This is a genomic window from Salinarchaeum laminariae (genome assembly GCF_023204835.1).
Taxonomy (GTDB): domain Archaea; phylum Halobacteriota; class Halobacteria; order Halobacteriales; family Salinarchaeaceae; genus Salinarchaeum; species Salinarchaeum laminariae.
In genome coordinates this window covers 2,095,996-2,122,797 of record NZ_CP096270.1, presented here as the reverse complement: position 1 = coordinate 2,122,797, position 26,802 = coordinate 2,095,996, and the positions used below count along the sequence as shown (strand labels likewise).

Sequence of the window (26,802 nt, the reverse complement as noted above, 5' to 3'; positions counted from 1 at the left end):
ATTTGCACTGTGACGCCCACCCACGGGTATGCGCGACGTCTACGTGATCGGTGCGGGACAGACGCCCTACGGCGCGTTCCCCGAGCGGAGCTATCGCGATCTGTTCGCGGAGGCCTACGCCGAAGCGCGCGACGCCGTCGACCGTCCCGTCGACCCGGCGGACGTCGACGAGGCGGTCGTCGGCACGCTCGGCGTCGGCGGCCGCCAGCTCGGACTGCCCGGACCGGCGGTGACCGAGCACGTTGGACTGCACGGCGTTCCCTGCTCCAGAATCGAGAACGCCTGCGCAGCTGGCGGTTCGGCCGTCCGGCAGGGAATCCAGGCGATCCGGAGCGGCCACGCCGACGTCGTACTCGCTGGGGGCTTCGAGGCGATGACCGACGCCTCTGCCGACGCCACGAAGTACTGGCTCGGCGTCAGCGGCGAAACGGAGTGGGAGCGGCTCACGGGAACGACCTTCTCGGGCGTCTACGCACAGATGGCCAGCGCGTATTTCGACGCCTACGACGCATCGGCCGACGATCTGGCGCACGTAGCAGTGAAGAACCACACCAACGGCTCGAAGAATCCGAAGGCTCACCTGGACTTCGAGTGCTCGCTGGAGGACGCTCGCGACGCTCCAGAGGTCGCCGCGCCGCTGAACCTCTATCACTGCTGTCCGACCTCCGACGGCGCTGCCGTAGCCTTTCTCGCCGCCGGGGACGTCGTCGACGAGTACACCGACGAGCGCGTTCGGATCGCCGGGGCGGGTGCCGCCAGCGATCACGTTGGCCTGGCACAGCGTGACCGCTACACGGCGATCGACGCCAGCGAAACCGCGGCAGAAACTGCCTACGATCGGGCCGACGTCGGACCCGACGACCTCGACGTCGCCGAGGTCCACGACTGTTTTGCGATCGCGGAGCTACTCGCCTACGAGGATCTCGGCTTCTGCGACAGAGGCGAGGCGGCCACGCTGCTCCGCGAGGGCGTCACCGACCCCGACGGCGAACTCCCGGTCAACACGTCCGGCGGACTCAAGTCGAAAGGCCACCCGATCGGCGCGACGGGCGTCGGGCAGGTCGTGGAGCTCTTCGAACAGCTCACCGGCCGCGCGGGCGATCGACAGCTCGACGACCCACGGCTCGGGCTCGCACACAACGTCGGTGGCAGCGGCGGCGCTGCAGTCGTCCACGTCTTCGAGCAGGAGGGGGTGGTTCGATGACGGGGGTCGAGGGCGTCGGCGCCTACGCACCCGCCTACCGGATCGATGCCGAGACGGTCGCCGACGCCTGGGGCCAGTTCCAGGCCGCCGGCATCTCACAGACGTCCGTCCCCGATGCAAACGAGGACGCACTCACCATGGCCTACGAGGCTGGCACCCGCGCACTCGCCGCCGCCGGCCGGGAGGGACGGGAGGTCGACGGACTCTTCCTCGGGACGACGACCCCGTCCGTCGAGGAGGAGGCGCTCACTCCGCGGCTCGGGAGCACGCTGGGGCTTCCGACGGACATCGAGACGCGACAGCAGACTGGAAGCACTCGGGCTGGCGTCGACGCACTCGCCGCAGCGCTCGACGCCGCGTCGAACGACGGCCGAGGGACTGCAGGGACCGAATCGGTGTATCTCGTCGTCGCGAGTGACGCGCCGCGGGGGGCACCGGACGATCGAATCGAGCACGCAGGGGGCGCCGGTGCTGCGGCACTCGTGATCGGACCGGCCGGTCCCGGCGCAGTCGTCGATCGCGCAGAACGCGTCAGCCCTCGTCCCGGGACGAGATTCCGGCAGCGAGGCTCGGCCGAGACCACTGGACTCGGGATCACAGAGTACGATCGCGACGCATTCCGCGAGACCGTCGGTGCAGCGGCAGAGGCACTCGACGTCGAGCTCGGGAGCGACCGCTCCGACGTCGACGCTGTTGCAGTTCAATCGCCGAACGGGAAGCTCCCCTACCGCGCTGCAGGGGCGATCGGGGTCGATACCGACGCCATCCGGACAGGAACGACTGTTCACGATCTCGGTGACACCGGAGCCGCCAGCCCGCTCCTCGGACTCGCAAGCGCCCTCGCAGACGGCAATCAGAACGTGGTCGTGATCGGCTTCGGCTCCGGCGCGGGCGCGACGGCGCTTCTGATCGACGGCGAAGACGTGCCCGTTCGGACCGCTCTGAACGGCGATCAGGAGCTGAGTTACGCCGAGTATCTCCGCATCCGCGGCGAGATTACCACGGGTGAGCCCGAGGGAGGTGGCGCGTACGTCAGCGTCCCAAGCTGGACGCGCACGATCCCGCAGCGCCACCGACTGGTCGCGGGGCGCTGCGAGGAGTGCGGGGCACTCGGGTTCCCACCCTCGGGTGCGTGTCCCCGCTGCGGGACGCTCGACGAGTACGACACCGTCGAGCTGCCAGGGACGGGGACCGTGCAGGCGGTGACCGAAATCGGCCAGGGCGGTGCACCGCCGGAGTTCACCGAGGAGCAGGCTCGGAGCGGCCCCTACGTCAGCGCGATCGTCGAGCTCGACGGTCCGGCTGCAGACGAGACGGAAACCGCATCGATGCCGGCACAGGTGATCACGGTCGGCGACGATGCCGTCGAGATCGGCGATGGCGTCATGGCCACTATCCGCCGCATCTACACGCAGGAGGGCGTGACCCGTTACGGCACGAAGTTCCGACTCTCCGGGGACTAGCTCGGACGCTTTTGGAAGTCGAGCCAGTCGACCCCTCATCGTCTGGTCACCGACCACACGGTCGACGCCCCGCAGCCTCCCGAGAGAGTCCGAAGCGTTCACGATTCTGAGCGCCTCGGACTTCCCGGGTCCGCGCTCGAGGATCGTCCCAAGCAACTCGAGCAGCTCCTCGTCGTCCGCCTGGAGAACCCGAACCACCGAGCACGTGTTCAGAAACCAGTCAGCGCACGAGCGTTACTGTTCGGGCCTCACCGCGTCGTGACGGCCTGGGATCTCCGATGTGGACCCGCCGGTGCGATCGAAAGACGGCGGAGACCAGTCTAGAGAATCTGATCCGAGATGATGTTCTTCTGGATTTCGGAGGTCCCCTCGTAGATCTTCGTGATGCGGGCGTCGCGGTAGTACCGCTCTGCCGGATAGTCGGTGACGAACCCGGAGCCACCGTGGACCTGAACGCCCTCGTCGGCGACGTCGACGGCGACGTCGCTCGCGAAAAGCTTCGCCATGCTGGAGAACTTCGCTGCGACGTCCTGGTTCCCCTCCTCGATCTGACTGGCGGCGCGGTAGGTGAGCGACCGCGCGGCCTCGACCCGGGTCGCCATGTCGGCGAGCTTGTGCTCGATCGCCTGGAACTCCTTGATCTTCCGGCCGAACTGCTCGCGCTCGTTGGCGTACTCGATCGCGGCGTCCAGGGCGCCCTCGGCGCAGCCGACAGCCTGCGCGGCGACGCCCGTCCGGCCGACCGCGAAGAACTCCATGAGCTGGTAGAACCCCTCGTCCACTTCACCGATCACGTTCTCCTCGGGGACGCGGACGCCGTCGAAGATGAGCTCCGCGAGATCGGAGGCACGGATACCGAGCTTGTTGTCGATCTTCTCCGCGGAGAACCCCTCGAGATCCGTCGGCACCAGGAATGCGGTGATCCCCTCGTGGCCCGCGTCGGGGGTCGTCTTGGCCATGACGACCGCCACGCCCGCGACGGTGCCGTTCGTGATCCACATCTTGTTGCCGTCGATGACCCACTCGTCGCCGTCTTTCTCCGCGGTCGTCTCCATCCCGGCGACGTCGGAGCCGTGGGCGGGCTCGGAGATCGCTGACGCAGAGGCCGTCTCGCCGGCAGCGATCTTCGGGAGCCACTCCTCCTTCATCCACTCGTCGCCAAAGCGGGTGAGCATGTTCGTGCCGAAGGACGCGCTTCCGACGGCGGAACCGATCCCGGGATCGGCACGCCAGAGCTCCTCCGTGACGATGACAGACTCCAGCATGTCCATTCCCGCACCACCGTACTCCGTCGGAATGCTCGCGCCGACGAAGTCGTACTCCGCTGCCTTGCGACGGATCGCTTCTGGGTATGTCTTGTTCTGGTCGTGTTCGGCCGCGACGGGTTCGATCTCGTTCTCACCGAACTCGCGGACGGCCGTGCGGATGGCCCGGTGCTCGTCGGACAGGGTGAACGCCATGCATGTGGATCGTTGTCCAATACCAAAGTATCTTCGTGGGCACCCGAGTCCGTCACGATCGATCAGAAGAGCCAGCGGACGCCAGATCAGTGTCGTAGCGACACGTCGTCCTCGCCGTCAAGCACCGGATTGCTGCCGAGGAGCAGTTCCAGCGCGATCCGGCCGTCCGACGTGAACGCCTCGCCGGTCGCGGGGTCGACCAGCCCGCGGTACGGTGCCAGCGTCAAGATCGTCTGGAGCGCGCTGTAGCCGAGCGCGAGCGGCATCAGCGCATGCCCCAGTTCGTGGAGAACGACGACGAACGAAGAGAGTGAGAGATGCCAACGCAATCAGAGAGATCGAAGAAAGCCCGAGCGGGAGCGCCGGATCCGGTCAGACCGGTTCGAACCGGTAGCCGTCCCAGTCCTGTGCGCTATCCTCGTCCTTGATCCCGACGCCGGGTTCGCGCAGCTCCTCGACGTAGACCGGTCGGACCTCGTCGCCGGTCTCGACGCCGTCTGTGGTCAGCTGCCCCAGGGCGCGGACCGAATGGACGTCGTCGCCGGAGGGGTCGGGCACCTCGAACTCGACGATCGCGAGGTGGTTCGGCTGGCGGACGCCGGGCGGCGTCGCGGTACTCGTCGTCCAGGTGACGACCTCGGCCGTGTACTCTGCGAGGTCGACTGTCTCGGCCGGCTCGGTGCCCTCCGGCCCAGTGGGATGGCCGGGGTAGCTGATCGCGCCGCTCTCGTAGCGCGTCGCGGCGAAGGGCGGCTGTGCGTCCGTTCCGCCGTCGGTCGTCTTCGGGGTGCGATCGTCCTCACTCATGCTGCCTCACCTCCGGACTCGAGAATGGTCGTAATCACGCAGTTTCCGAACCCACCGACGTTACACGCCAGACCGACGTCCGCATCGACCTGCCGCGGGCCAGCCTCGCCGGTCACTTGCTCGTAGATCTCGACGCCCTGCGCGACGCCGCTGGCACCGAGTGGGTGTCCCTTGGATTTCAGCCCGCCGGAGGTGTTGATCGGGAGCTCGCCGTCGCGGTCCGTGCGGCCCTCTTCGACGTGCTTCCAGGCCTCGCCGGGGTCGGCGAAGCCGAGGCCCTCCATCTGGAGGAACTCGAGGATCGTGAACATGTCGTGGAGTTCAGCGACGTCGACGTCATCTGGACCGATCCCGGCCATCTCGTAGGCCTCCTGGCTACTCTCGACGACCCCGCCCATCGTGGTGGGATCCTCGCGCTCGTGGACGACGTGCGTGTCGGTCGCGCCGGCGACCCCCGAGATGATCGCGTACTCGTCGGCGTACTCCTGCGCGACGGACTCCGGACAGAGCAGCAGTGCCGCCGAACCGTCCGTGATCGGGCAGAAGTCATAGAGCCGGAGTGGATCAGCTACGATCGGCGACTCGAGGACCGTCTCGAGATCGACCTCCTTCCGGAACTGCGCGTGGGGGTTTTCGACGCCATTTTTGTGGTTCTTCACCGCGACCTTCGCGAGACTCTCACGGGGCGCGTCGTACTTTTCGAGGTAGTGCCGCGCGGTCATGCCCGCGAAGGACGGGAGCGTGACGCCCTGTTTGTACTCCGCGGGATGCGTGATCGAGGCGATAACGTCCGTCGCCTCGCCGGTCGTCCTGTGGGTCATTTTCTCACCGCCGACGAGAAGCGTCATCTCGCTGGCACCCGAGGCGATGGATTGCCACGCCGCGTAGATCCCGGCGCCGCCAGACGAGGAGGTCTGGTCGACGCGCTGGCTGTAGGCAGGCAGCAGATCGAGGTCGTGTGCAAGGGCGTTCATGATGCCGCCCTGGCCCTCGAACTCGCCGCTGGCCATGTTTGCAGCGTAGACGTGCTCTACGTCGCTCGGCGCGACGCCGGCGTCCTCGAGACACTCCTTGCCAGCCTCTGCGAGGAGCTCCTGGACCCAGGCGTCGCGCTCGCCGAACTTCGTCATCGACGCGCCGACGACGGCTACCGGTTCGTCCATGCACGGGACGTCGGCGGGATCCACCTTATATTCACCCGGAATCGCTCGTCTCGTGGATCAGTCGGTGGCCGCCGACCGACGTTAAAATACCAAAAACAAACGCGGTGTTGGACCCGGATCAGTTGCCTTCGATAGCGTCGATGACCATCGCAGCCGCGACGACGGCGTCCCGTGGGACGTCGTTGGCGTCGTCGATCGTGATGTCGTAGCGGTCCTTCATGCTGAACTGCCCCTCGATGTCGCCGACGTGGTCGCCGTCGACGTCAGTGATCTCGTACTTGTGGGGGATGAATCCGCCGTACGGAACGAACCGACGGGCGAGCTCAGCGGCCAGGCTCTGGAGCTCGATCTCGGCGATCAGCGCCTCGTTCTTCGGGTGGCGGATCTTCCAGTGGTCGTTGAACCAGGACCAGTTGTGATCGAGGACGACGACCGGCTCACCGGTCTGCTCGTCCGTGAGCGTGTAGTCGCCAGCGACGTCGAGGATGCCCCCAGCCTTCACGGAGAACAGCTCCTCGCCGTCGGCGTCGACGAATGGAAACTCCTCCTTCATCTTGAACATCTTCTGCTTGCCCTTGAACACGAGGTCGCCGTTTGAGTCGTGTGCCTCGTACTTGTTCCGAACAAGCGACTGAACGACCTCGTACTCGTCGTCGGTAAGATCGACACCGGAAATGCCGTCGACGTCGTCGGTGACTGCGCTCATTTCGTTTGTGAGTAGTCGAGATGCCTGTAAAATTTATTGATATCGAGCCACGGGAGGAACATCCTCGTAGAGTCGGATTCCCGTGCGTCGGCATCGACGATTGCGCGGGAGAGTGACGGTATCGGTCGCACGGAGGCATTTTCATCGGCCGAGTCGCTCCCCCGTTCATCGACCACCGCAAATCACTCGGCATGGGCGAACCACGTTGCGCGTATGGAGTTCCACCACGCTGGGATCGCCGCCGAGGACGGCGCTGCGACGGCGGCGCTGTTCGCCGATCTTCTCGAACTGGAGATCGTCCACGAGGAGTCACTCGATGGGATGGAAGTCGTCTTCCTCGACGCCGGAAACGGGCAGCTCGAAATACTGGAGCCCACCGACGACGGACCGATCGCCAGCTTCCTCGAGCGTCAGGGGCCCGGAATTCACCATCTCGCATTCGCGACGGATGACATCGCGGAGGCCCTCGAGCACGCTCGCTCGCTTGAGATCGAGCCGATCGACGATGAACCCCGTCCTGGCGCCGCAGGACACGACGTGGCATTTCTCCACCCGAGCGACACGGCCGGGGTGCTGGTGGAGTTCGTCGCTGAGTGAGGCCAGCCAGATGAACCTGCCCACAGGACCGACACAAAGAACCGACTCGACGGACTGCGAGAACGATTATCCGAAGCTCTCGACGAGCGCGTCGTCGGGATCGACGCCCGCCGCCTCGAGCGCTTCCAGCGATAGCTCACAGAAGGACTCGAAGCCGAAGACGTAGACCTGGCCAGCCGACGCGACCGACGAAACGGCCGAACTGAACGACGATTCGTCACCAGTGATCGAGACGCTTGCACCGCCGTCAGCCAGTGCGGAGAGGCGTGCCTCGTGGGCCGGAGACTCGTCGAGGTAAACGATCGACGCGTCGTGGCCGGCCTCGCGGGCACGTTCGCCGATGCCGACGGCCGGGCCGACGCCCGGGCCGCCTGCGAGCACGACGACGTCGCCGTCGCCCTCGTAGGTCACGTTGCCGAAAGGTCCCTCGATGGTGAGTACGTCGCCGGATTCGAGCGCTGCGAGCCACGGCGTCAGATCGCCGTCGGGGTCGATCCCAACCGTGATTTCGAAGGTGTCCTCCACGGTCGGGGAGGAGAGCGTGTAGTGTCGGGCGATCTCCTCGCCACCGTCGGACGTGTCCGACGTGTCGCCGGCCCCGTCAGAACCGCCAATCGCCGCGCGGACGAGGACGAACTCGCCCGGGTCAGCGTCGAACGTCTCCGGTGTGGCGAGTGTGATAGCGATCGTGTCCGCACCGACATTCGTCACGTCGCGTACCGTCACTTCCGTCGCTTCCATGGTTGAAGGTAGTCCGAGCGCGCCCTTCAGGGTTGGCTTCCGGCTCCAACGGGACCGTCTCGCGGCCCATCAACACACGCATCGAGTGAGGATTGCGTGCAACGACCACCCAAAGGTACTCCGATCGCGGTAAAACGTTCGTCCAATTTGAGATTATTTCCCCGCATAGAACCCTTTGATCGTACTCGAAAGAGAGATAGAAGCTGCCGTCTGCCGAAATACTCCTTGTCGTTTGGGGCAAATACTACGACACCGGGCACGAGAACTGCCGATCCGAAAGACTCTCCAGCGAGCCACTCCACGTTCAGAAGCCTTTTCTCCCGGCGATAGCTACGCCCGCCCACAAATGGCCGAGGACCTGAACTGGGCGATCGGTGGCGAAGCCGGCGACGGCATCGACTCCACCGGGAAGATCTTCGCCCAGGCCCAGTCGCGGGCCGGCCGGCACGTGTTCACCTCCAAGGACTTCGCGTCTCGGATCCGGGGCGGCTACACCGCCTACAAGATCCGTTCCTCGACGGACCGAGTCCAGAGCGTCGTGAACCGGCTGGACGTGCTCGTCGCACTGACACAGCGGACGATCGACGAAAATCTCGACGAACTCCACGACGGCAGCGTCGTGGTCTACGACGGCGAGCGATCCTGGGAGGCGGAGATTCCCGGCGACATCACTGGCGTCGACGTACCCCTCAAATCCCTCGCCGAGGACGCGGGCGGTGCGATCATGCGAAACGTGGTCGCACTTGGCGCCGTCTGTGCGATCGTCGACTTCCCCGTCGAGAAGCTCGACGAAGCCCTGGAGAAGCGTTTCGGAGGCAAGGGCGAGAAGATCGTCGAGAACAACAAGACGGCAGCCCGCAAGGGCGCCGACTACGTCGAGGAAGAGTACGACGGGTTCGACTACTCCCTCGAAACGACCGACTCGGACTACGTCCTCCTCAACGGCGATGAGGCGATCGGCATGGGCGCCATCGCCGCCGGCTGTCGGTTCTACGCCGGCTATCCGATCACGCCCGCGACGGACGTGATGGAGTATCTGACGGGCCGCATCGACCAGTTCGGTGGCCACGTCGTCCAGGCCGAGGACGAGCTGTCGGCGATCAACATGGCGCTGGGCGCCGCTCGCGCTGGCGCTCGCTCGATGACGGCGACGTCCGGCCCCGGGATCGACCTGATGACCGAGACGTTCGGGCTCGTCGCAACCTCGGAGACTCCGCTCGTCATCTGTGACGTCATGCGAGCCGGTCCCTCGACGGGGATGCCGACCAAGCAGGAGCAGGGAGACCTCAACTCACTGCTCTACGGTGGCCACGGCGAGATCCCGCGGTTCGTGATCGCCCCGACCACGATCTCGGAGTGTTTCCACAAGACGATCGAGGCGTTCAATCTCGCCGAGCAGTACCAGACGCCGGTCTACCTCGTCGCCGACCTCTCGATGGCGGTTACCGAGCAGACGTTCGCGCCCGAAGAGTTCGACATGGACGCCGTCGAGATCGACCGCGGAAAGGTGGTCGATGATGACTCCATCGACCATTATCTCGACGAACAGGACCGCTTCCAACCACACTACGACGCCGCCGACGGCGTCAGTCCGCGTGCGTTCCCCGGTACCGACGGCGGCGCGCACATGTCTACCGGCCTCGAACACGACGAACTCGGGCGCCGGACCGAAGACACCGACGAGCGAATCGATCAGGTCGAGAAACGCCAGCGCAAGGTCGAGACGGCCAAGCAGGAGGAGGACTGGTCCTACCGCGATTACGGAGATCCCGACGCTGATACGCTCGTGATCTCCTGGGGCTCGAACGAGGGCGCCATCGTCGAAGCGATGGACGCACTCCAGAGCGAGGGCACCGACGTTCGGTTCCTGTCGGTTCCCTACATCTTCCCGCGGCCGGACCTCAGCGAGGAGATTGAAGCCGCCGAGCGAACGGTCGTCGTCGAGTGTAACGCCCAGGGGCAGTTCGCTGACCTGATCGAACACGACGTACTGGAACGAGTCCAGCGCGTCACGAAGTTCGACGGCGTCCGGTTCGACGCCGACGAGCTGGCCGACGCGATCCGCGACGTCGTGGACGGGTCGGCCGCGGCAGACGAGGTGACAGCATGAGCTCCGACGTCCGCTTTACAGACTTCAAATCCGACAAGCAGCCCACCTGGTGTCCCGGCTGCGGTGACTTCGGGACGATGAACGGCATGATGAAGGCGCTGGCGAACACGGGCAACGACCCGGACAACACGTTCGTCGTCGCCGGCATCGGCTGTTCGGGCAAGATCGGGACGTACATGCACAGTTACGCGCTCCACGGCGTCCACGGCCGCGCGCTGCCCGTAGGCTGTGGCGTCAAGATCGCTAACCCCGATCTCGAGGTCATGGTCGCTGGCGGCGACGGCGACGGTTACTCGATCGGTGCGGGCCACTTCGTCCACGCCGTTCGTCGGAACGTCGACATGACCTACGTCGTCATGGACAACCGCATCTACGGGCTGACCAAAGGCCAGGCCTCCCCGACCTCTCGCGAGGACTTTGAAACCTCGACGTCGCCGGACGGCCCGAAGCAGCCGCCGGTCAACCCCCTCGCACTCGCTCACGCAGCGGGCGCGACGTTCATCGCTCAGTCCTTCTCCTCGGACGCACAGCGCCACGCCGAGATCGTCCAGGAAGCGATCGAACACGACGGCTTCGGCTTCGTGAACGTCTTTTCGCCGTGCGTGACGTTCAACGACGTCGACACCTACGACTACTTCCGCGACTCGCTCGTGGACCTCGCCGAGACCGACCACGACCCCTCCGACGAACAGCAGGCCAAGGAGGTCATCATGGACGGCGAGACCGAGCACATGGGCGTCATCTATCAGGACGACGACTCCGTTCCGTTCAACGAACTCCACGGCGTTACCGAGAACATGGCCGAGATCCCCGACGGTGCACCCGACGGCGCGATGGATCTCGTTCGGGAGTTCTACTGAACCTTTTTCCGCCGTCGCGGTCGCGCGGGGCGCGACCGCTCGGCGCAAAAACGTTCATGAAAAAGCCGCGCCAGCCGCCGCGCAGCTCCGCATCAGCACCGCCACGGCGCAGCTACGGCGCCGCATTTGCTCACTCTTCCTGCACTATTACTGCCGCCGCTGACCGCAACCGCTCGGCCACCGCTCTGCACCACACCATTGCGGTACCCTACAGGAAGAACCGATAGCGCAGTCTACCTTACTACTCGGACGACGACTCGACCGTAATCGTACCTGTCATCCCCTGGCCCTCGTGGGGGATGCAGAAGTACTCGTACGTGCCGGCGGTCTCGAAGGTGTGCTCGAAGGACTGGTCGCTCTCGATCAGGCCGCCGGAGGTGAACCCGTTTCGTGCGTCCTCCTCCGAATCGAAGCCACCGGATGCGAAGTAGGCCGCTCCTTCGGGGATACCGTCGTCGTACGCAGTGACGGTGTGGCCGACGGTGCTGTCGTTCTCCCAGGTCACCGTCGCCCCAGTCTCCACCGTGAGGCTGCTCGGCTGGAACTCCCGCGTGCCCATGGTTACGGTGTTGCCGTCGCCACCCCCGCCGCCATCGTCACCGCCCATACAGCCGGCGACGGCAACCCCGATGGCGGCCACGCTTCCAGCGCCGAGTCGGCCGATCAGTTCGCGTCGCGTGTGCGTAGCTCGTACCATGATGGAGTAGAGGCTGGCTGGCAGCCAGCAGACCGTCGTCACTGGCCGTGTGTGCTATTCACAATGTACGTCGCTGAGTGGTAAAAAGGTACGCCGGGAACCCGCCGTACGACTGTGGACAGTAGGTTATTCGACCGTCGTCGTGTCGACGTCTTCTTTCTCGCCCTGGTAGATCTCGTAGCCGTCCTGGGCGACCTTCTCGGCCAGCACTGCACATTTCACTCGCATCGGCGAGATGTCGACGCCGAGCATCTCGATGACGTCGTCCCGATCCATTTCGACGAGCTCCTCGACGCTGGCCCCCGTCAGTTGCTCGGAGAGCATCGACGCGGACGCCTGACTAATCGCACAGCCGTCGCCGCGGAATGCGACCTGCTCGATCTCGCCGTCGTCGAGTACGACGTCGACGGCGATCTCGTCGCCGCACATCGGGTTCTCCCCGACGTGCGTGTAGGTGGGATCCTCGATTTCACCGTAGTTACGCGGGTTCTTGTAGTGATCGAGGATCTGCTGACGGTACATGTCCGAGCCCATGCTCATCGTTGGAGGGAGGTAGGAAGACGCGGAGGAAAAGGGTTCCGCACGGTGTGTGAGACCCCGACAACCGGAGGTGCTGCTGGCTCGACGCGAGGGGTCCGATCGGCTCGAATCGGGACCCGAGCGGCACAGCTGTCGCTACGCAGGCATCATTGCTACCAGGTTGCTGAGAGTGCAGCCGCTGACGGATCGTTGCGAATCGGAGGAAGACCCCGGTTTACAGGTCGCGGGGCTGGACCGTCTTCCGGTCGTTGGCCTCTGCGCGTGCGGCGGCCTCCTCGAGGAGCTCCTCGACCTCGGCGTCGAGCTCGTCGTAGAAGTCGGAGGCGACGTTCTTGTCAGCGAGCGCTTCCTTCACGGCGGCTTTGACAATCAGATCTGCCATACAGATTGGCGTTTTCCACTCTCCCCTATAAGGATTCCTGAATCGGCCGGGGTCCTGGGGCTCCGTTCCGCCTCGACGGGCGCTGGTACGGCCAAAACCACCAAATTCCTCTCACCGTTCGCCCGTAGAATGGGCTGCCTCGACGGTGCGCACGGCGGCCACGTTCTCCGGTACGTCGTGGACTCGAACGACGTCCGCGCCGCGTTCGGCCGCCAGGGTAGTGCCGGCGATCGTCGGCTCCAGCCGATCACCGTGGTCGTAGCCCGCTGCCCCGAACATCGACTTGTGAGAGTGACCGACCATGATCGGGCACTGTAGCGCCTGGAGCTCGGGGAGACGATCGAGCAGTTCGAAGCTCTCCTCCGCGGATTTTCCGAAGCCGAGGCCAGGATCGATCAGAATCTGCTCACGATCGAGCCCGGCCTGCTGGGCGAGGAGCACCCGCTCGTGGAGCGATTCGATCACGTCCCGGACGACGTCGTCGTACTCCACGTCCCGATCAGGATCGACCGGGGCGTCGATGCTGTGCATCAGGACCAGCGGCGCGTCGTGCTCGGCAGCGACGAACCGCATCGCGGGATCCTGCAGCCCGGAGACGTCGTTGACGATGTCCGCCCCCGCTTCGAGAGCCGCCGCTGCGACCTCGGCGTTTCGCGTGTCGATCGAGATCATAGCGTCCAGATCGGTGATGCGCTCGATGACGGGAACGACGCGATCGATCTCTTCCTCGTTTGGCACCGGATCGGCGCCCGGTCGCGTCGACTCCCCGCCGACGTCGACGACGTCCGCTCCCGCCTCGACCATCGCTTCGGCACGCTCGACGGCTGCGTCGACGCGGTCGTACTCCCCGCCGTCGTGGAAGCTATCGGGCGTGACGTTACAGATGCCCATCACGGCGGTTCCCTCCTGCCATGGGTATCTCGGCTCTGGCTCGGGCACCTGAATGCCGAGCTGCCGGTGGAGCTCCTCGCCGACCCGCGGGAGCCCGTAGGGCTGCTCGGCGAGCGCCTCGCCGAGCTGGCGGAACTGCGAGAGCGTCCCAAGCAACACGACACGGAGCAACTCGCCGTCGTGAGTGACGTCGGAGACGGCACACTCCCCACCGAGGGCGAGCAGCTCCTGTTTGACGTACTCCGCCTGTCGGCGCTGCAGACGCGTCTCGACCACGCGGTGGACGGCCTTCCCGCGCATCCGCCAGACGCCAGCGTCGGTCACGCCTGCCCGTTCGAGCGTCGTGCGGGCCTGACCGAGCGTGTCGACGCGTTTGGGCGTCTGGAGGCGCGTCCACCTGCCTCGCGCCTCGGCGACCGTGAAGAGCGATCCCGTGACGAGCACGCAGTCGTCGGGACCGGCGCCATCGAGGACGGTCTCGACGGCCCCCTGAACGGAGCCGCCGGCCTCGACGCGATCCGCGCCGGCGGATTCGAACACGCCAGCGAGGACCCCAGGATCCTCCGCACGGTCGAGATCGGGATGGCACGTCACCACGCGGTCGCAATGGGGCAACGCCTCGGCCATCTCGCCCTGTGGTTTGTCGTGCATGATCCCGGTCGCGAGGTGAAGTTCGTCGTAGTCGAACTCCGCGAGGACGTCGGCGAGTCGCTCGCAGGCGCTGGCGTTGTGTGCGCCATCGAGGACGACGAGTGGCTCCTGAGAGAGGACCTCGAAGCGCGCCGGCCAGTGCGCCTGTCGAAGCCCGCGTGCGAGGTCCTCGGTGGCGAGCGCCTCCCCACGGGCACCGAGCACCTGTCGAGCGAGGACTGCCGCCACACCGGCGTTCTCGGCCTGGTGTGCGCCGAGCACTGGCAGGCGCGTGTCGACGGAAAGCGCCTCTCCCTGGACCGCACCCGATAGTTCGATGGCAGCCTCGGTGTGATTGACACGTCCGCCGTAGCTGGCGACGACGTCGGGCCAGCCCTCCGGCGGCGTCCAGCCGTCGTCTGTAGCCCGATCGTCCTCGAGGCCGACCGTCACCAGTTCGCCGACGCGGTTCCGGAGCGTCGCGAGCGCGCTGCCCTCCGCGGCGGTGACGAGTGGCCGGCCCTCCGGTGCGACGTGGGCCTTGTCGCGGGCGATTTCCTCGACTGACTCGCCCAGCAACTCGGTGTGTTCGAGGCTGACGTTCGTGACCGCGCTCGCGATCGGATCCACGACGCTCGTGGCGTCGAGTTTCCCGCCGATACCGACCTCGAGAATCGCCACGTCGACGTCTTCCTGGGCAAAATGCCAGAGCGCCATCGCCGTCGTGGTCTCGAAGAAGGTCGGCGACGCGCCCTCGACGCCGCGATCGACGACGTACTCCCGGGTCTGCTCGACGAACCGCGTGACTGCACCCTCCGGAATCTTTCGGCCGTCGACGCGGACCCGCTCGCGCAGATCCTCGAGATGCGGCGAGGTGAAGAGGCCGACGGAGAGTCCAGCCTCCCGAAGCACGCGCTCGGTCATCCGTGCCGTCGACCCCTTGCCGTTCGAGCCCGCGACCTGTACGAACTCGACGGCGTCGTGTGGATCGCCGAGCTCACCCAGCAGGTCCGCGGTCGACTCGGTCCCCGTCTTCGGGCCGAACCGCCGGAGGCCAAAGAGGAAGTTCGAGGCCTCTGGATAGTCCATACGGACGGTTCCTATCGCGTCGCGCTTTATCCTGTCGGAACCCAGGGTGCGTGGCGACGGACGATGCGAGGGCCGGCGTCTGAGCTGAACGGTTCCCCGCGAGTTCGGTCCCCAACTCCTGAAACTGGGCGTCGATCGCGATAGAAGTCAGCGGGCAAGCGCGGACCTCGAAGCAGCCGAGCGGCAGGAAGACAGCGGGTTAGAAGATCTCGAGCAACGTCGCTGCCAGAAGCGCGACCCACAGCACCAGGCCACAGGTGACGAGCCCGTTGATGCGGCGCTGACGAGCCGCCCGACGGGCCGCACCGGCGGCGATGAGGCCGAGGGCGAGTATGATCGCGAGCCGCTGGAGCAACACCGGAATCGAGATCACGTCGACGCCGAGGTAGGTGTAATCAGCGACGATACCGATCGCGAGCCCGATCGATGCCGCGAGGGCCGCGTCGATCCGTCGCTCGACGCCGCTCGCGAGTGTGTAGGTCGCGATCGGCAGTCCCAGCGCGATCAGCGGGTACAACAGCCCCGCGATCTGGTGCATCGTCAGGTAGGTTGCGTGACGCTCCAGGGCGATACCGCCGAAGCGGACGGTCAGCACGATGGCTGCATTGACAACTGCGAGGAGCCCCAGTCGGAGCGAGAGCCTGTCGAGGAGCGAACGGAGTCGCCGGCGGTCGACCGGCGTCAGACTGTGCTGGAGGTACCGTTCGACGTCGACGGCCAGCCCGCCGACGACCGAGAGACCGAGGAACAGAACGACCATCGAGGCCCAGCCGTCCGAGTCGGAGCTGTCGTCGTTCTGGACGTAGCTCCGCCAGATGTTCTCTACCCGAGGGTCGCCGAGGAAGACGCTCTCGACGTGGTCCTGCGTGGAATCACTGCCGGAGACCTCGTGACGGAGGGTGAACCAGTCGAAATGCTCGCTGTGGGCCTGCATCGCCACCCACGGCTCGCTGTCGGTCGGCGACGCGTACAGGCGGATGTGATGTCGGTGGCCGTAGTAGGTGCCGTCCTGAAGCTGTGCGGTTTCGTCGACCCACTCTCCGCCGTCGGCCGTTCCGTCGTCGACGTAGGCGTACCGGGTCGCTCCCTCCGTGGACTCCCAGTCGATCGCGAGGTTCTCACCCGCCGTCCCGTTCAGCGGGCCGCCTTTGTTCATTCCGGGCGGGCCGGGGCCTTCCGCCTGCTCCTCGGGCGGAAGGTTCTCGAAGTCGGTCGCACCTTTCTCCCGGAGCATCCCGAGCACGGTCCCGGTCTCACCGCGGACGACCACGTTGATCGGACTCGTCCGGCGGAAGCTCTGTTCGGAGCTGAGATACGGCCAGACGCCGCTCTCGTAGCCGTCGAAGCTGACCCGCCGGTCGCGGTGGTCGTCTGTGAGCGGCTCCGAGGGGGCCGCGGCCGGAGGAGCGACTGCAGCCAGCAGGATGATCGTTACCGTTGCGACGCCGAGAGCGGCGCCGGCGATCGTCAACTGCCGTCGCATTGAGACGTAGGTTCGCAGTACTGGAAGTTAGTGCTGCCGGATGTGGACATCCTCGGTCACCGAAGCGGCTGCCACAAAAAACGAGTGTGCGCCGCTCAGTCGTGTCGGAACGCCCGGCTCCCGGTGAACACCATCGCAATGTCGTGCTCGTCGGCAGCCTCGATCACGTCCTCGTCGTTGACCGACCCACCAGGCTGGACGATCGCATCGATGCCCGCCTCCGCGGCGGCCTCGACGGCGTCCGGGAAGGGGAAGAACGCGTCCGAGGCCATGACAGCGCCCTCGGCGGATTTGCCATCGGCGTCTGTCTCGGCCTTCATCTTCGCGATCTCGACCGCGTCGACGCGGGAGACCTGCCCCGCACCGACGCCGACGGTCTCGGTGCCGGTCGCGAACAGGATGGCGTTGGATTTGACGTGTTTGATCGTCTGCCAGGCAAACTGCATCGACTCGATCTGCTCCTCGGTCGGTTCGACGTCTGTCACGACCTCGAGATCCTCCCGGGTCGGTGCCTGCGTGTCTCGCTCCTGAATCAGCCGACCGCCAGCGAGTCGCTTCTCGGTGAACTGCTCGGTCGGCGTATCGAGCGTCCCCACGTCGAGTACGCGGAGATTGTCCTTCGTCGTCAGTTCCTCGAGCGCGTCGTCGGTGTAGCCCGGCGCGACGACGACCTCCTTGAACGAATCGACGATCTCCGCTGCGGTCTCGGCATCACACTCGCGGTTCAGGGCGACGATTCCGCCGAAGGCGCTCTTGGCGTCGGTCGAGAGCGCGTCGCGGTAGGCGTCGGCGAGCGTGTCAGCGACGGCGGCGCCGGCGGGGTTGGTGTGCTTGATCACAGCGGCCGCGGGTTCATCAAACTCTTTGACCAGCCCGAGCGCGGCGTCAGCGTCGTTGTAGTTGTTGTACGAGCACGCTTTGGCGCCCTCGTTCAGTTGGGGAGCGCCGACGACGGTCGCCTCCTCGCAGGTGTAGTCTGCGTAGAGGGCGGCGTCCTGGTGAGGGTTCTCGCCGTAGCGGAGGTCGGCGGCGCGGTCGCCGGTCGCGAGGAATCGGAGGGGTAGCTGCTCGTCGGCGTTCTCGGGCGTCGAAACGGTGCCGGCGTCGGCGTCGACGTCGACGCGATCCTCGGCGAACCACTTGACTGCACGGGGGTACGCGGCGAACTCGCCCTCGTAGAGCACGCGATCCGAGAGGTCGTCTGCGTCGTCGCCCTCGTACACGGGCACCGGCTCCTGGGTGACGATCGGACCGCCGTCGACGAGACCGTCGACGACGTTGCCGTCGTCGTCCGTCGCGTCGGTGACGACGTGGACGGTACAGCCCGTCAGATCGACGCCGGCCTCGAGCGCGTCACCCCAGGCGTCCATCCCGGGGAAGGAGGGCAGCAGGGACGGGTGGACGTTGAGGGTCGTCGGCTGTGCGTCGAGGAAGCTGTCGGTGAGAATCCGCATGTAGCCGTCGAGACAGACGAGGTCGTACTCGTAGTCCGCGAGCGCGTCGTTGATGCGTTCCTCGTGGCTCGCTCTGCTCTCGTCCTCGGATCGCTCTACGACCTCCGTCGGGATTCCGCGGTCGGCGGCCGTCTCGAGAATCGGCGCGTCCGCGTCGTTCGCGAGAACGACCCCCAGCTCCGCGCCGCCTGGCGATCGCTCGTGGACGTTGATCAGATTGCGCCCCCGGTTGCTTGCGAGACCCGCAATGTACGTCATAGCTGGATGGCGTCCGCGTCGAAGCAAAGGGATTGCGATCCCCAGCGGGAGAACGGAACGTCGATCACCCAAAATCGCCTGGAAGCGCGACTCCTGGCGACGATTACAGCTCGACAAACTTGTCGACGTGCCCCTCGAGAAGTCGAACGAGCATCGCGGCGAAGTCCGTGTCCTCACTCCAGAACGCCGATTCGCTACCGGACTCGGCGATCACCGAGAGCAAGACCGTTCGCTCGTCTACGACGACGAACCGACCGTCGGGCCAGCTATCGCCATCGTAGATGACGGGGAGAATGACCGTCTCGACGTCGGTGTCGCGAAACGGCTCCTCGATACCCGAATCGGCGCTGATAACCGTGACGTCGACGTCGGTGGCGAGCTGGACCAGCGTCGATCGGAGCTCGTCGGTGACCCTCGATGCGCCGGTCCCAAGCTGGATGGACTCCTCTGCCTCAGTCACGAAGGACTCGATGCGTGCGTTCACGTTTTCGGCGCCGGAGACCGTCCAGATCTCCTCCTGACGAGGTTCTCGGTCCGCGTACCGAGCGTCTAGTTCCTCGAGTGACTCGAACGCTCGCTCGTGTTCGCGCTCGAAATCACGGCGGAGCTTGCTTCTGGCCTCTTCGAGTGAAACGGCACGGTAGCGCTTGGGCGATCCGTGCTGGATATCGACCAGGCCCCGCTCCTCGAGATCTTCCGCAGCTCCGTAGACCTGCGATCGTGGAACGTCCGCGATGGTCGCCGTGTCACTCGCCGTCCCGCTGTCGATCTGCTGGAGCGCGACGAACACCTCCGCCTCGTACTTCGAGAGGCCGAGCCGCTGGAGTGCCGCCGCCGGATCCGTCATCGATCTCGGGTCTCCGTAGCTCTCGACTGCTGGCTCCCTGCGAGCATCACGGGTCGAGTCTCACTCATCCGCAGCCGTCACCTCGCCGGTCGCGGGCGCAGCGGCGTCCTCTTCGAAGGCCTCGGACGGACCGAGATACTTTGTCCAGATCACCAGGAAGCTCGGAAGGAGGAACACACTCCCGAGGAACGCGTAGATGATCGTGATGCCGGTGATGATCCCGAACTGCTGAATCGGCGGCACGATCGCGAACGCGAGCACGCCGAACCCACCGACTGTGGTGCCGGCGCTGCCGAGCAGCGCGCCGCCAGTGCCGGTGACCGCGTCACCGATCGCGTCCCAGACGTCCTTGTCGCGACCGAGTTCGAGCATGTAGCGCTCGGTGACGTGGATGTTGTACGCCACCCCCAGCCCAATTGTCAGGCTGGTGATCGTCCCTGTTATGATGTTGAACCCGATGTCCATGAGCCACATCGTACCCAGGATCCAGGCGACGCTAAGCACGATCGGCGTGAGCGTCACTGCGCCGAGTATCGCGCTATCGTGAACGTACCAGTAGGCGACCATCAGGAAGGCGATGACCGCGACGATGGTGACGATCAACGTCTGAATGACAGTGTCCAGCAGTTCCTCTTCGATGACGCTGAACACGACGATGTCACCCGTCGCAGTCGCGGTGGCTCCCGTCTCGCCGAAGCTATCCGCGAGATCGTAGCTCGCGGACGTGGTAGCGCTCCGGGTCGCCGGGCCAGCCTTCGTGACGATCATCTGCGCTGCCTCGTAGTTGCCGTCGTCAGTCCGGTAGATCGTGCTCGAGGCCTGGGCTGGTGTTGCCTCGAAGTAGGCATCGTACACCGACTTGATGTTCTGGTCGGGTACGTTGTCGCCGTCAGTGTCTGCAGCAGAGAACGTTGCGTTGAACGACGAGTCGGGGTTCTCTGCCGCGAACGTCTGCATACCACGGAGCGGACTCCGGAGCTCAACCTGTCCGTTCGCGAACGTGTTGAAGGCGTCCGATTCCGCCGCCTTCTGTTCGGCTGCAGCCATCTCCTCGAAGGCCTCCGGCGAGGAGACGTTGCCGCGTATCAGTATCGTCGAGCTCTGGTCCTGACCGAAGTGCTGGCCGACGTAGTCGAGCTGACTCTTGATCTGATAGTCGCCGGGTGCGAAGGGCTCCGGCAGATTATCCAGATAGCCTGGCGGATCCTCTGCGATGAAGTCCTCCGTCTGGAAGCTCGTATCGATTTGCGTGGCCCCGTAGACACCGCCGAGGGTCAACAGGAGCGCGATCGCGACGACCGCCCATGGAGCACGCTTGGCGAACGTTTTGCCGCCGGTGAGGAACGTCGAGAACGCCCCACCGCCGGTACCGAAGGCGCGTTTCTTTCGATCCCAGCCGCGGCCTTCGAGGAACTCGTCGAGTTCGATCTTGACTGCCGGGACGAACGTGCCGTAGATCAGCAGCGTCGCTGCGATCCCGAACGCACTCACGATCCCGAAGTGCTGGAGCGGCGGTAGCGGGCTCGTCAGGTTCGAGAGGAACCCGATCACCGCCGTGATTGTCACCCAGACGAGTGCTCCACCGACGCCGAGTAGTGCCGGTCGCATCGTCTCGCGGGCACCGCCGTTGTCGTCCTCCTCGCGCTGTTCGCGATGACGCATCAGGACGTGTATCGCGTAGTCGATAGATAGCCCGATCAACAGCACGGGAACGGTGATCATCAGCTGGCTGAACGTGATCCCAGACCAGCCCATGAAGCCGAACGTCCAGATGAGGACGAGGGCGATACCGACTACGCCGAGAAGGATGTCGAACAGATCTCGGTACGCGATCGTCAGTACGACGACGACGAACAACAGCGCCAGCGGCATGACGATCATCAAGCTGTCGTTCATCGAGCCGCTCAGTTCGTCGCTCACGACGCCAGCACCGAAGGTGAACGCCTCGCCACCGTATCGTTCGTCGACGATATCGTTCATCGCGACCTGCGCGTCGACGATGGCTTCCGGAGCGGCACCCTGTCCAGTGCTCTCCCCTGGTGGGACCTCCTGGCTCACCAGCATCATCCGGGCTTCCGCGGTGGTGGATCCGGGGTCGTACCCGTTCGGAACGAACGCGAAGAGCGCGTTCTCGCCACTGCTCTTCGATAGCAACGTGGCGATCGTCTCGTTGTACGTCGCTCCGTCCATCTCCGCCAGGGTTGCTCGTTGCTCCTCGAGAGTCGCCGATTGTGCGGCGGCCCTACCCTGGTTTTGCGTTATAACCGTCTTTGCAACGGCATTCGAGAGGCCACTGAGTGGGTTCTCTCCCAGGGTCGAGTTTACCGTTTCGTCCTCGAGAAACGCTTGTTGGAGTTCGATCTCCTGGATCAACGCTTCCTGTGAAAGGGCGTCTCTATCCTCACTGCCCCGGAAGATGACCTGCGCACTCGTCGAGTTCGCATCGGTTGCTTTGAAGTTCTCGTTGACGTAATCCTGCGCTTCTTCGGCGTTAGAACCGAAACCGAACTGATTGAGCGAGGACTCCTGGCTGACTTGCATAACTCCCCCACCCATCACTGCGGTGAGCAGGAGAATTACCAGGATAACTGTCTTGCTACGATTCGTTATGATATCGACGAACCGGTCGATCGCCGACATTATTCACGCCTCCAGCCGGTGGGGTCCGACATGCTGTTAGTATGATCCTACATACAGGAAGGTTTAACGCTGACGTTTTCCTGACAGACTATTCAGTCGGCTCGGTGATCGTCCCGCGCAGTTGCAGTCTCCTCATCCACTGCTACCTCACTCGCCGCAGGCGAATCCCCACCGTGAACGGTGTCTCGCCGTCGAATTCCCAGGGAATGGACGCTCTCGGTTGCGTCGTCGATCGCCAGCACCTCGCCGGGTTCGCTCGGCAGGCGCTCCACGAGGGCCCCCGAGAGGTAGGTCGGCTGCGCCGCTTCGAGGGCGTCGATGCCGCGTTCGTCGGTGAGCCGGTGGGCCAGCAGGAGGTCGGATTGGGAGATCGCGACGTCTGGCACGACGTCTGGACGCTGCGTGGCCAGTACGAGACTCACGCCAGGTGCGCGTCCACGTGTGAGCACCGTCTCGAGCGCTGGCGCCGCTACGCCGTCGAAGAAGGTGTGTGCCTCGTCGATCGCGAGCCACGGCAATCGTGCGATGCGTTCCTCGACGCGGGCCCGATAGAGTCCCTCAGCGATCCCGCGTACGACGGCGTTCATCGGGGCGTCGTCGAGTCCAGACACGTCGACGACAGTGGCCTCGCTCCCGCCGAGCGAGATGGCGTCCAGGCCGTCAGGATCGAAGACGCCCCAGTCAACAGCGAGCGTGAGATGGTTCGCGGCAGCGCGACGATCACTCCCTGGAGCGTCGGCGTCCTCGACGACGCCCCGCATCGCTTCGAGCGAGTCCGCAGCGCGGGCCGCCTGCCAGACGAGACTGCCCGCGCCACTCTGAGGCGAGAGCCCGAGGAGCGCACACCACGACCGCGGGTCGAGTACCGACGGATCCACGCGTGGCGACTCGACCACCCGTGTTTCGACGGGCGGAGCCGAGGCCGGCAAATTCCCCCGCGTCGTCGCGAGCGTGTCGAAGACCCCCATCGGATCGATGACCACCGGCGCGACGCCGTCCGTCCTCGCGAGCTCTTCGGCGAGTACACCAAGGGTGTATGACTTCCCGTAGCCGCGTTTTCCGACCACGAGTGCTGCGTGGGGGCCGTCGAGATCGAGTTCGACCGGTGCGCCGCTGCTGCCGTCGAGTGCCCTGTAGCTGCCGATGGCCGCCGTCGGGCCGGCAGCCGCAGGCTCCTCGCGTCCGATGACGACTGTCACGGACGTGAGTCGCCGCCCGATCCGCCTTCAAGCTGTGGCGAACGTCGGTTGGCGTCACCGGCACGCTCGACCGACTGATCGCACTGGGAGGAGGCGTCGGGTAGATGAAAAGCAACGCAATACCGCGCCGTCACTCGCGGACGAGCACCGCACTCGCCGCGGCGCCGCCGACGGCCGTCGTGAGCAGATACCCGCCAACGCTGTGGATGGTGACGGCAGCCGCGATCGTCGCGCCGCCGGCCGTCGTGAGCACCGCCAGCAGGGCGACGTTTATCGCCTCGGTCCCACCGAGACCGCCGGGCGTCGGGAACGCGCTCCCCACGCGTCCCAGCGGGACGACGAACAGTGCGACGTAGAGTGGCACGTGCGCATCGAGCGCGAGGAAGGTCGTCCAGAGCGCGACGGACTGGAGCACCCAGCCAAGCGCCGAGAAAGCGAGCGCAGCACCCAGGCGACGGCGGTTCCCAGCGAGACGTTCGATGGCAGCGACGAACCCGGTGACGCGCTGCCCGACGCCGTCGAGGTGGCTGGCGGTGACCCGTGGGATCGGCCCGACGATCCGGTCGGCGACGGTGCGGGCGGGAGCCCGAACGACGCCACCGATCCGCCGGCGGTAGCGCCAGGTGAGAATAGACGCCGTCGGCAGCAAGATTGCCGCGCCGAGGACGGCGATCGGCAGGAGGCCGAGCTCTGAAGAGCCGGTCTCGACCGTGAGGAAGTAGAGCGCACCGAATGCGGCGAAGACGAGCGAGGGGACGACGTTGATCGCGTCGAGGCTCGCGATCGACGCCAGACTGACCTCGTAGTCGGTGTCCGTGGTTCGCGTGATGAGTAGGGCCGTCACCGGCTCTCCACCGGCCTGCCCGAACGGCGTAACGTGATTCGCGAACGCCGCTGCGGCGTGGATCAGGGCTGCCTTGTACAGCGGGACCGACACGTCGAGCCCGCCGAGGACGATCCACAACGCGACGCCCCATGAGAAGTTCCAGAGCAGGACGAGCACTGCAACCACGGCGATGAGCCCGAGATCGGCACCGCGCATCTCGGCGAAGACGGCTCCGGCGTCGACGATCCAGAACATCACCGCAAACACCGCTGCGGCGACGGCGAGACCGACAGCAGTCGCGAGGAGGTCCTCTCTGGCCACGCCGGCGCTACCCAGCCTGCTCGAATCAATCCATCGGAGCGAGCCGGCGAGGGCAGGCGCTGCCAGACGAGCCGTATCGAGATGAGAGCCGGGTGGCCGGAGATGGGCCTTCTCTACTCGCGTCGTGCCTTCGACAGCACTTTGACCCGGCCACGCGACGGTTCGGCCATGCCCGAGCCGCTCTACGCCGTTTCGCCGCTCGATGGCCGGTACGCCGGCCGAACCGAGCCGCTCCGCGAGTACGCCAGCGAAGCCGCGCTCATGCGAGCCCGCGTGCAGGTCGAAGTCGAGTATCTGATCGCCCTGGCGGACGTGCCGGCGACGCCACTCGCGATCGACGACGACCAGCGCGCCGAACTCCGGTCGCTCTACGACGAGTTCGACGCCGACGACGCCGACCTCGTCAAGCGCATCGAGACCGAGGGCGCCCGCGGCTACGCGGCGACGAACCACGACGTCAAAGCGATCGAGTACTTCGTGCGCGAGGGGCTTCCGGCCGATCTCGAGGCCGCGAACTGGATCCACTTCGGTCTGACCAGCGAGGACGTCAACAACCTTGCCCACCGGCTGCTGGTCCGGGACGCACTCGAGAACGTAATCGAACCGGCCATCGTCGAGGTCCGGGACGAACTCGCCGACCTCGCACGGGAGTACCGGGCCGTCCCGATGCTCGCCCGGACCCACGGCCAGCCGGCGACGCCAACGACGTTCGGCAAGGAGATGGCCGTCTACGCCGGCCGGATCGCGGATCTACACGCCGACGTGCGACAGGCACGGACGTCCCTCGCCGGCAAGCTGGGTGGGGCCTCGGGCACCTACGCGGCCCACACAGCGGCCTACCCCGACGTCGAATGGCGATCGTTCGCCCGCGAGTTCGTCGAGGACCTCGGACTCGAGTTCACGCCGCTCACGACGCAGGTCAACCCTTGCGACGATCTCGCGCGAGCGTTCCACGCGCTCGTGCGGGCGAACAACGCGCTGCTCGACCTGGAGCTCGACGCCTGGCTCTACGTCTCCGATCGGTATCTCGGCCAGGAGGCGGCGGCGGGCGAGACCGGCTCCTCCACGATGCCCCACAAGGTGAACCCGATCGACTTCGAGAACGCCGAGGGGAACCTCTCGAAGGCGAACTCCGACCTCGAGTTCCTCGCGGAGTACGTCACCACCTCGCGACTACAGCGCGACCTCTCCGATTCGACGGTCAAGCGGAATATCGGAGGCGCATTCGCCCACTGCCTGATCGGCTACTCGAAGACCCTCGACGGGCTCGGCAAGGTCGTTCCCAACGAACAGGTCATGCGCGAGGAACTGGAGGCCACGCCGGAGGTCATCGGCGAGGCCGTCCAGACGATCCTCCGCCGCGAGGGCCACGGCGACGCCTACGAGCGAGTCAAGGAGCTTACGCGAGGCAAGTCGGTGACGCTCGAGGACTTCCACGGCCTGTTCGAGGAGCTCGACGTGCCTGAGTCCGTTCGCGAGGAACTGCAGGCGCTGACCCCGGCGAGCTACACCGGCGTCGCCGACGAGCTGGTCGACGACCTCGACGAGACGGCGAACTGATCGGGCCGAAACGGATCTCACTCGCTCACTCACCCTCAGACACAGTCTCACATCCCTTTGAACGTCATCGCTGCGAGCGTCAGGTCTTTCTCGCCAGCGGTCGCTTCCCCTCGCATGCGAATCGCCCGATTGCTGACGCCGGATGGTCCCGTCGCGGGTGAGTACAAGGATGGCGTCGTGCACGCTGATGACGGCCGCTACGAGGTGGGGCAAGACGGTCGCTTGCTTCCGCCCTGCGAACCGAGCGCGCTCTACTGCGTCGGTCGGAACTACGCGACCACGCTCGACCAGATGGATTACGAGCGGCCCGACGAGCCGGACTTCTTCATCAAGCCACCGGCTGCTCTCCTCGCTCACGGTCAGCAGATTTCGTATCCCTCCTTCACCTCGGAACTGACCTACGCCGGCGAGCTCGCGGCGGTGATCGGCGAACGCTGCCGGAACGTCTCGGAATCGGCGGTCGACTCTGTCGTGCAAGGCTACACGGTCATGAACGACGTCGACGCGCTCGACCAGCAGGGTCGGACCGCCAGAAAAGCGTTCGACGGCTCGGCGCCGCTTGGCCCCTGGATCGAAACCGACGTCGACCCCACCTCGATCGACGTGCGGACAGACGTCGCGGGCGAGCGCCGTCAGTCAGCGAACACGGAGATGATGCTCTTCGGCGTCGCGGAGATCGTCTCGTATCTCTCCGAACGGTTCACGCTCCGTCCCGGCGACGTCGTAGCGTTCGGCAGTCCGGAAAACCCCGGGCTGATCGAGCCGGGCGACGATGTCGAAATTACCTACGAGGGCGTCGGGACGCTCCGGAACGCCGTCCAAACTCCGTAATCTGCGACCGGCCAAGGTTGGTGAATCGTCGATCCCCGCTCCA

The 26,802-nt window shown here is 65.6% G+C and carries 23 protein-coding genes; 7 read left to right on the top strand and 16 right to left on the bottom strand.

The window, feature by feature from the left end:
• The first annotated feature begins 28 nt into the window (after positions 1 to 28).
• Together MXF70_RS09915 and MXF70_RS09910 are read left to right on the top strand one after the other, a co-directional pair.
• On the top strand, positions 29 to 1,204 hold the full coding sequence (locus MXF70_RS09915; RefSeq protein WP_248515478.1) for a thiolase domain-containing protein: 1,176 nt from the start codon (positions 29 to 31) through the stop codon (positions 1,202 to 1,204).
• Complete coding sequence (locus tag MXF70_RS09910) at positions 1,201 to 2,667, top strand: zinc ribbon domain-containing protein (RefSeq protein WP_248515477.1); 1,467 nt, start codon at positions 1,201 to 1,203, stop codon at positions 2,665 to 2,667. The genes MXF70_RS09915 and MXF70_RS09910 overlap by 4 nt, the downstream gene beginning before the upstream one ends.
• A 320-nt stretch (positions 2,668 to 2,987) precedes the next feature.
• Here the strand turns inward: MXF70_RS09910 and MXF70_RS09905 are convergent, their stop codons facing one another.
• The 5 genes from MXF70_RS09905 to MXF70_RS09885 all read right to left on the bottom strand — a co-directional run bounded on the left by MXF70_RS09905 (position 2,988) and on the right by MXF70_RS09885 (position 6,803).
• A complete protein-coding gene (locus MXF70_RS09905; RefSeq protein WP_248515476.1) occupies positions 2,988 to 4,127 on the bottom strand; it encodes an acyl-CoA dehydrogenase family protein in 1,140 nt (379 codons plus the stop codon).
• Between the two features lie 86 nt (positions 4,128 to 4,213).
• A complete protein-coding gene (locus tag MXF70_RS09900; RefSeq protein ID WP_248515475.1) occupies positions 4,214 to 4,393 on the bottom strand; it encodes a hypothetical protein in 180 nt (59 codons plus the stop codon).
• A gap of 106 nt (positions 4,394 to 4,499) precedes the next feature.
• Entirely contained in the window at positions 4,500 to 4,934 is a 435-nt protein-coding gene (locus MXF70_RS09895; RefSeq protein ID WP_248515474.1) for a nucleic acid-binding protein, read from the bottom strand.
• Complete coding sequence (locus MXF70_RS09890) at positions 4,931 to 6,097, bottom strand: thiolase family protein (protein WP_248515473.1); 1,167 nt, start codon at positions 6,095 to 6,097, stop codon at positions 4,931 to 4,933. The genes MXF70_RS09895 and MXF70_RS09890 overlap by 4 nt, the downstream gene beginning before the upstream one ends.
• A gap of 118 nt (positions 6,098 to 6,215) precedes the next feature.
• Positions 6,216 to 6,803, bottom strand: coding sequence for an LURP-one-related/scramblase family protein (locus tag MXF70_RS09885; protein ID WP_248515472.1), 588 nt, complete (start codon positions 6,801 to 6,803; stop codon positions 6,216 to 6,218).
• A 213-nt stretch (positions 6,804 to 7,016) separates the two neighbouring features.
• Here MXF70_RS09885 and mce point away from each other — a divergent pair, with 213 nt between their 5' ends.
• Positions 7,017 to 7,400: a methylmalonyl-CoA epimerase gene (gene mce, locus MXF70_RS09880; RefSeq protein WP_248515471.1), complete on the top strand. Its 384-nt coding sequence runs from the start codon at positions 7,017 to 7,019 to the stop codon at positions 7,398 to 7,400.
• A gap of 66 nt (positions 7,401 to 7,466) precedes the next feature.
• On the opposite strand, the gene MXF70_RS09875 is transcribed toward mce, so the two are convergent.
• Positions 7,467 to 8,141, bottom strand: coding sequence for an FAD-binding oxidoreductase (locus MXF70_RS09875; protein WP_248515470.1), 675 nt, complete (start codon positions 8,139 to 8,141; stop codon positions 7,467 to 7,469).
• Between the two features lie 346 nt (positions 8,142 to 8,487).
• On the opposite strand from MXF70_RS09875, the gene MXF70_RS09870 reads away from it, so the two are divergent.
• The gene (locus MXF70_RS09870; protein ID WP_248515469.1) at positions 8,488 to 10,251 is read left to right on the top strand and encodes a 2-oxoacid:acceptor oxidoreductase subunit alpha; all 1,764 of its coding nucleotides are present in this window, start codon (positions 8,488 to 8,490) and stop codon (positions 10,249 to 10,251) included.
• Positions 10,248 to 11,111, top strand: a complete 864-nt coding sequence (locus MXF70_RS09865) for a 2-oxoacid:ferredoxin oxidoreductase subunit beta (protein WP_248515468.1) — start codon at positions 10,248 to 10,250, stop codon at positions 11,109 to 11,111. Before MXF70_RS09870 ends, MXF70_RS09865 begins: the two co-directional genes overlap by 4 nt.
• 241 nt (positions 11,112 to 11,352) lie before the next feature.
• Here the strand turns inward: MXF70_RS09865 and MXF70_RS09860 are convergent, their stop codons facing one another.
• The 10 genes from MXF70_RS09860 to MXF70_RS09815 all read right to left on the bottom strand — a co-directional run bounded on the left by MXF70_RS09860 (position 11,353) and on the right by MXF70_RS09815 (position 24,368).
• Positions 11,353 to 11,808 carry a cupredoxin domain-containing protein gene (locus MXF70_RS09860; RefSeq protein WP_248515467.1) on the bottom strand — a complete coding sequence of 152 codons (456 nt, stop codon included), beginning with the start codon at positions 11,806 to 11,808 and terminating at the stop codon, positions 11,353 to 11,355.
• A 126-nt stretch (positions 11,809 to 11,934) separates the two neighbouring features.
• Positions 11,935 to 12,348 carry a Fe-S cluster assembly sulfur transfer protein SufU gene (gene sufU, locus MXF70_RS09855; protein WP_248515466.1) on the bottom strand — a complete coding sequence of 138 codons (414 nt, stop codon included), beginning with the start codon at positions 12,346 to 12,348 and terminating at the stop codon, positions 11,935 to 11,937.
• A 214-nt stretch (positions 12,349 to 12,562) separates the two neighbouring features.
• On the bottom strand, positions 12,563 to 12,730 hold the full coding sequence (locus tag MXF70_RS09850; protein WP_248515465.1) for a DUF1931 family protein: 168 nt from the start codon (positions 12,728 to 12,730) through the stop codon (positions 12,563 to 12,565).
• A 111-nt stretch (positions 12,731 to 12,841) separates the two neighbouring features.
• Positions 12,842 to 15,340, bottom strand: coding sequence for a dihydropteroate synthase (gene folP / locus MXF70_RS09845; RefSeq protein WP_248515464.1), 2,499 nt, complete (start codon positions 15,338 to 15,340; stop codon positions 12,842 to 12,844).
• A 199-nt stretch (positions 15,341 to 15,539) separates the two neighbouring features.
• Positions 15,540 to 16,823 carry a hypothetical protein gene (locus tag MXF70_RS09840; RefSeq protein ID WP_248515463.1) on the bottom strand — a complete coding sequence of 428 codons (1,284 nt, stop codon included), beginning with the start codon at positions 16,821 to 16,823 and terminating at the stop codon, positions 15,540 to 15,542.
• Positions 16,824 to 16,918: 95 nt separating this feature from the next.
• The gene (gene purH / locus MXF70_RS09835; RefSeq protein ID WP_248515462.1) at positions 16,919 to 18,535 is read right to left on the bottom strand and encodes a bifunctional phosphoribosylaminoimidazolecarboxamide formyltransferase/IMP cyclohydrolase; all 1,617 of its coding nucleotides are present in this window, start codon (positions 18,533 to 18,535) and stop codon (positions 16,919 to 16,921) included.
• A 103-nt stretch (positions 18,536 to 18,638) separates the two neighbouring features.
• Positions 18,639 to 19,382 carry a TrmB family transcriptional regulator gene (locus MXF70_RS09830; protein ID WP_248515461.1) on the bottom strand — a complete coding sequence of 248 codons (744 nt, stop codon included), beginning with the start codon at positions 19,380 to 19,382 and terminating at the stop codon, positions 18,639 to 18,641.
• Positions 19,383 to 19,442: 60 nt separating this feature from the next.
• Positions 19,443 to 22,022: an efflux RND transporter permease subunit gene (locus MXF70_RS09825; protein ID WP_445677844.1), complete on the bottom strand. Its 2,580-nt coding sequence runs from the start codon at positions 22,020 to 22,022 to the stop codon at positions 19,443 to 19,445.
• A gap of 92 nt (positions 22,023 to 22,114) precedes the next feature.
• Positions 22,115 to 23,221, bottom strand: a complete 1,107-nt coding sequence (locus MXF70_RS09820) for an ATP-binding protein (protein ID WP_248515459.1) — start codon at positions 23,219 to 23,221, stop codon at positions 22,115 to 22,117.
• Between the two features lie 130 nt (positions 23,222 to 23,351).
• Positions 23,352 to 24,368 carry a lysylphosphatidylglycerol synthase transmembrane domain-containing protein gene (locus MXF70_RS09815; protein ID WP_248515458.1) on the bottom strand — a complete coding sequence of 339 codons (1,017 nt, stop codon included), beginning with the start codon at positions 24,366 to 24,368 and terminating at the stop codon, positions 23,352 to 23,354.
• A gap of 168 nt (positions 24,369 to 24,536) precedes the next feature.
• Here MXF70_RS09815 and purB point away from each other — a divergent pair, with 168 nt between their 5' ends.
• Both purB and MXF70_RS09805 read left to right on the top strand, forming a co-directional pair.
• Positions 24,537 to 25,928 carry an adenylosuccinate lyase gene (gene purB, locus MXF70_RS09810; protein WP_248515457.1) on the top strand — a complete coding sequence of 464 codons (1,392 nt, stop codon included), beginning with the start codon at positions 24,537 to 24,539 and terminating at the stop codon, positions 25,926 to 25,928.
• 114 nt (positions 25,929 to 26,042) lie between these two features.
• Positions 26,043 to 26,759, top strand: coding sequence for a fumarylacetoacetate hydrolase family protein (locus MXF70_RS09805; protein ID WP_248515456.1), 717 nt, complete (start codon positions 26,043 to 26,045; stop codon positions 26,757 to 26,759).
• Positions 26,760 to 26,802 lie beyond the last annotated feature (43 nt).

Coding starts and splice junctions, on each gene's coding strand:
- MXF70_RS09900 (WP_248515475.1), bottom strand. CDS start 4,393: ATGCCGCTCGCGCTCGGCTACAGCGCGCTCCAGACGATCTTGACGCTG.
- mce (WP_248515471.1), top strand. CDS start 7,017: ATGGAGTTCCACCACGCTGGGATCGCCGCCGAGGACGGCGCTGCGACG.
- sufU (WP_248515466.1), bottom strand. CDS start 12,348: ATGAGCATGGGCTCGGACATGTACCGTCAGCAGATCCTCGATCACTAC.
- MXF70_RS09840 (WP_248515463.1), bottom strand. CDS start 16,823: ATGCGACGGCAGTTGACGATCGCCGGCGCCGCTCTCGGCGTCGCAACG.
- MXF70_RS09905 (WP_248515476.1), bottom strand. CDS start 4,127: ATGGCGTTCACCCTGTCCGACGAGCACCGGGCCATCCGCACGGCCGTC.
- folP (WP_248515464.1), bottom strand. CDS start 15,340: ATGGACTATCCAGAGGCCTCGAACTTCCTCTTTGGCCTCCGGCGGTTC.
- MXF70_RS09825 (WP_445677844.1), bottom strand. CDS start 22,022: ATGTCGGCGATCGACCGGTTCGTCGATATCATAACGAATCGTAGCAAG.
- purH (WP_248515462.1), bottom strand. CDS start 18,535: ATGACGTACATTGCGGGTCTCGCAAGCAACCGGGGGCGCAATCTGATC.
- MXF70_RS09865 (WP_248515468.1), top strand. CDS start 10,248: ATGAGCTCCGACGTCCGCTTTACAGACTTCAAATCCGACAAGCAGCCC.
- MXF70_RS09870 (WP_248515469.1), top strand. CDS start 8,488: ATGGCCGAGGACCTGAACTGGGCGATCGGTGGCGAAGCCGGCGACGGC.
- MXF70_RS09875 (WP_248515470.1), bottom strand. CDS start 8,141: ATGGAAGCGACGGAAGTGACGGTACGCGACGTGACGAATGTCGGTGCG.
- purB (WP_248515457.1), top strand. CDS start 24,537: ATGCCCGAGCCGCTCTACGCCGTTTCGCCGCTCGATGGCCGGTACGCC.
- MXF70_RS09890 (WP_248515473.1), bottom strand. CDS start 6,097: ATGGACGAACCGGTAGCCGTCGTCGGCGCGTCGATGACGAAGTTCGGC.
- MXF70_RS09830 (WP_248515461.1), bottom strand. CDS start 19,382: ATGACGGATCCGGCGGCGGCACTCCAGCGGCTCGGCCTCTCGAAGTAC.
- MXF70_RS09850 (WP_248515465.1), bottom strand. CDS start 12,730: ATGGCAGATCTGATTGTCAAAGCCGCCGTGAAGGAAGCGCTCGCTGAC.
- MXF70_RS09885 (WP_248515472.1), bottom strand. CDS start 6,803: ATGAGCGCAGTCACCGACGACGTCGACGGCATTTCCGGTGTCGATCTT.
- MXF70_RS09860 (WP_248515467.1), bottom strand. CDS start 11,808: ATGGTACGAGCTACGCACACGCGACGCGAACTGATCGGCCGACTCGGC.
- MXF70_RS09895 (WP_248515474.1), bottom strand. CDS start 4,934: ATGAGTGAGGACGATCGCACCCCGAAGACGACCGACGGCGGAACGGAC.
- MXF70_RS09805 (WP_248515456.1), top strand. CDS start 26,043: ATGCGAATCGCCCGATTGCTGACGCCGGATGGTCCCGTCGCGGGTGAG.
- MXF70_RS09915 (WP_248515478.1), top strand. CDS start 29: ATGCGCGACGTCTACGTGATCGGTGCGGGACAGACGCCCTACGGCGCG.
- MXF70_RS09910 (WP_248515477.1), top strand. CDS start 1,201: ATGACGGGGGTCGAGGGCGTCGGCGCCTACGCACCCGCCTACCGGATC.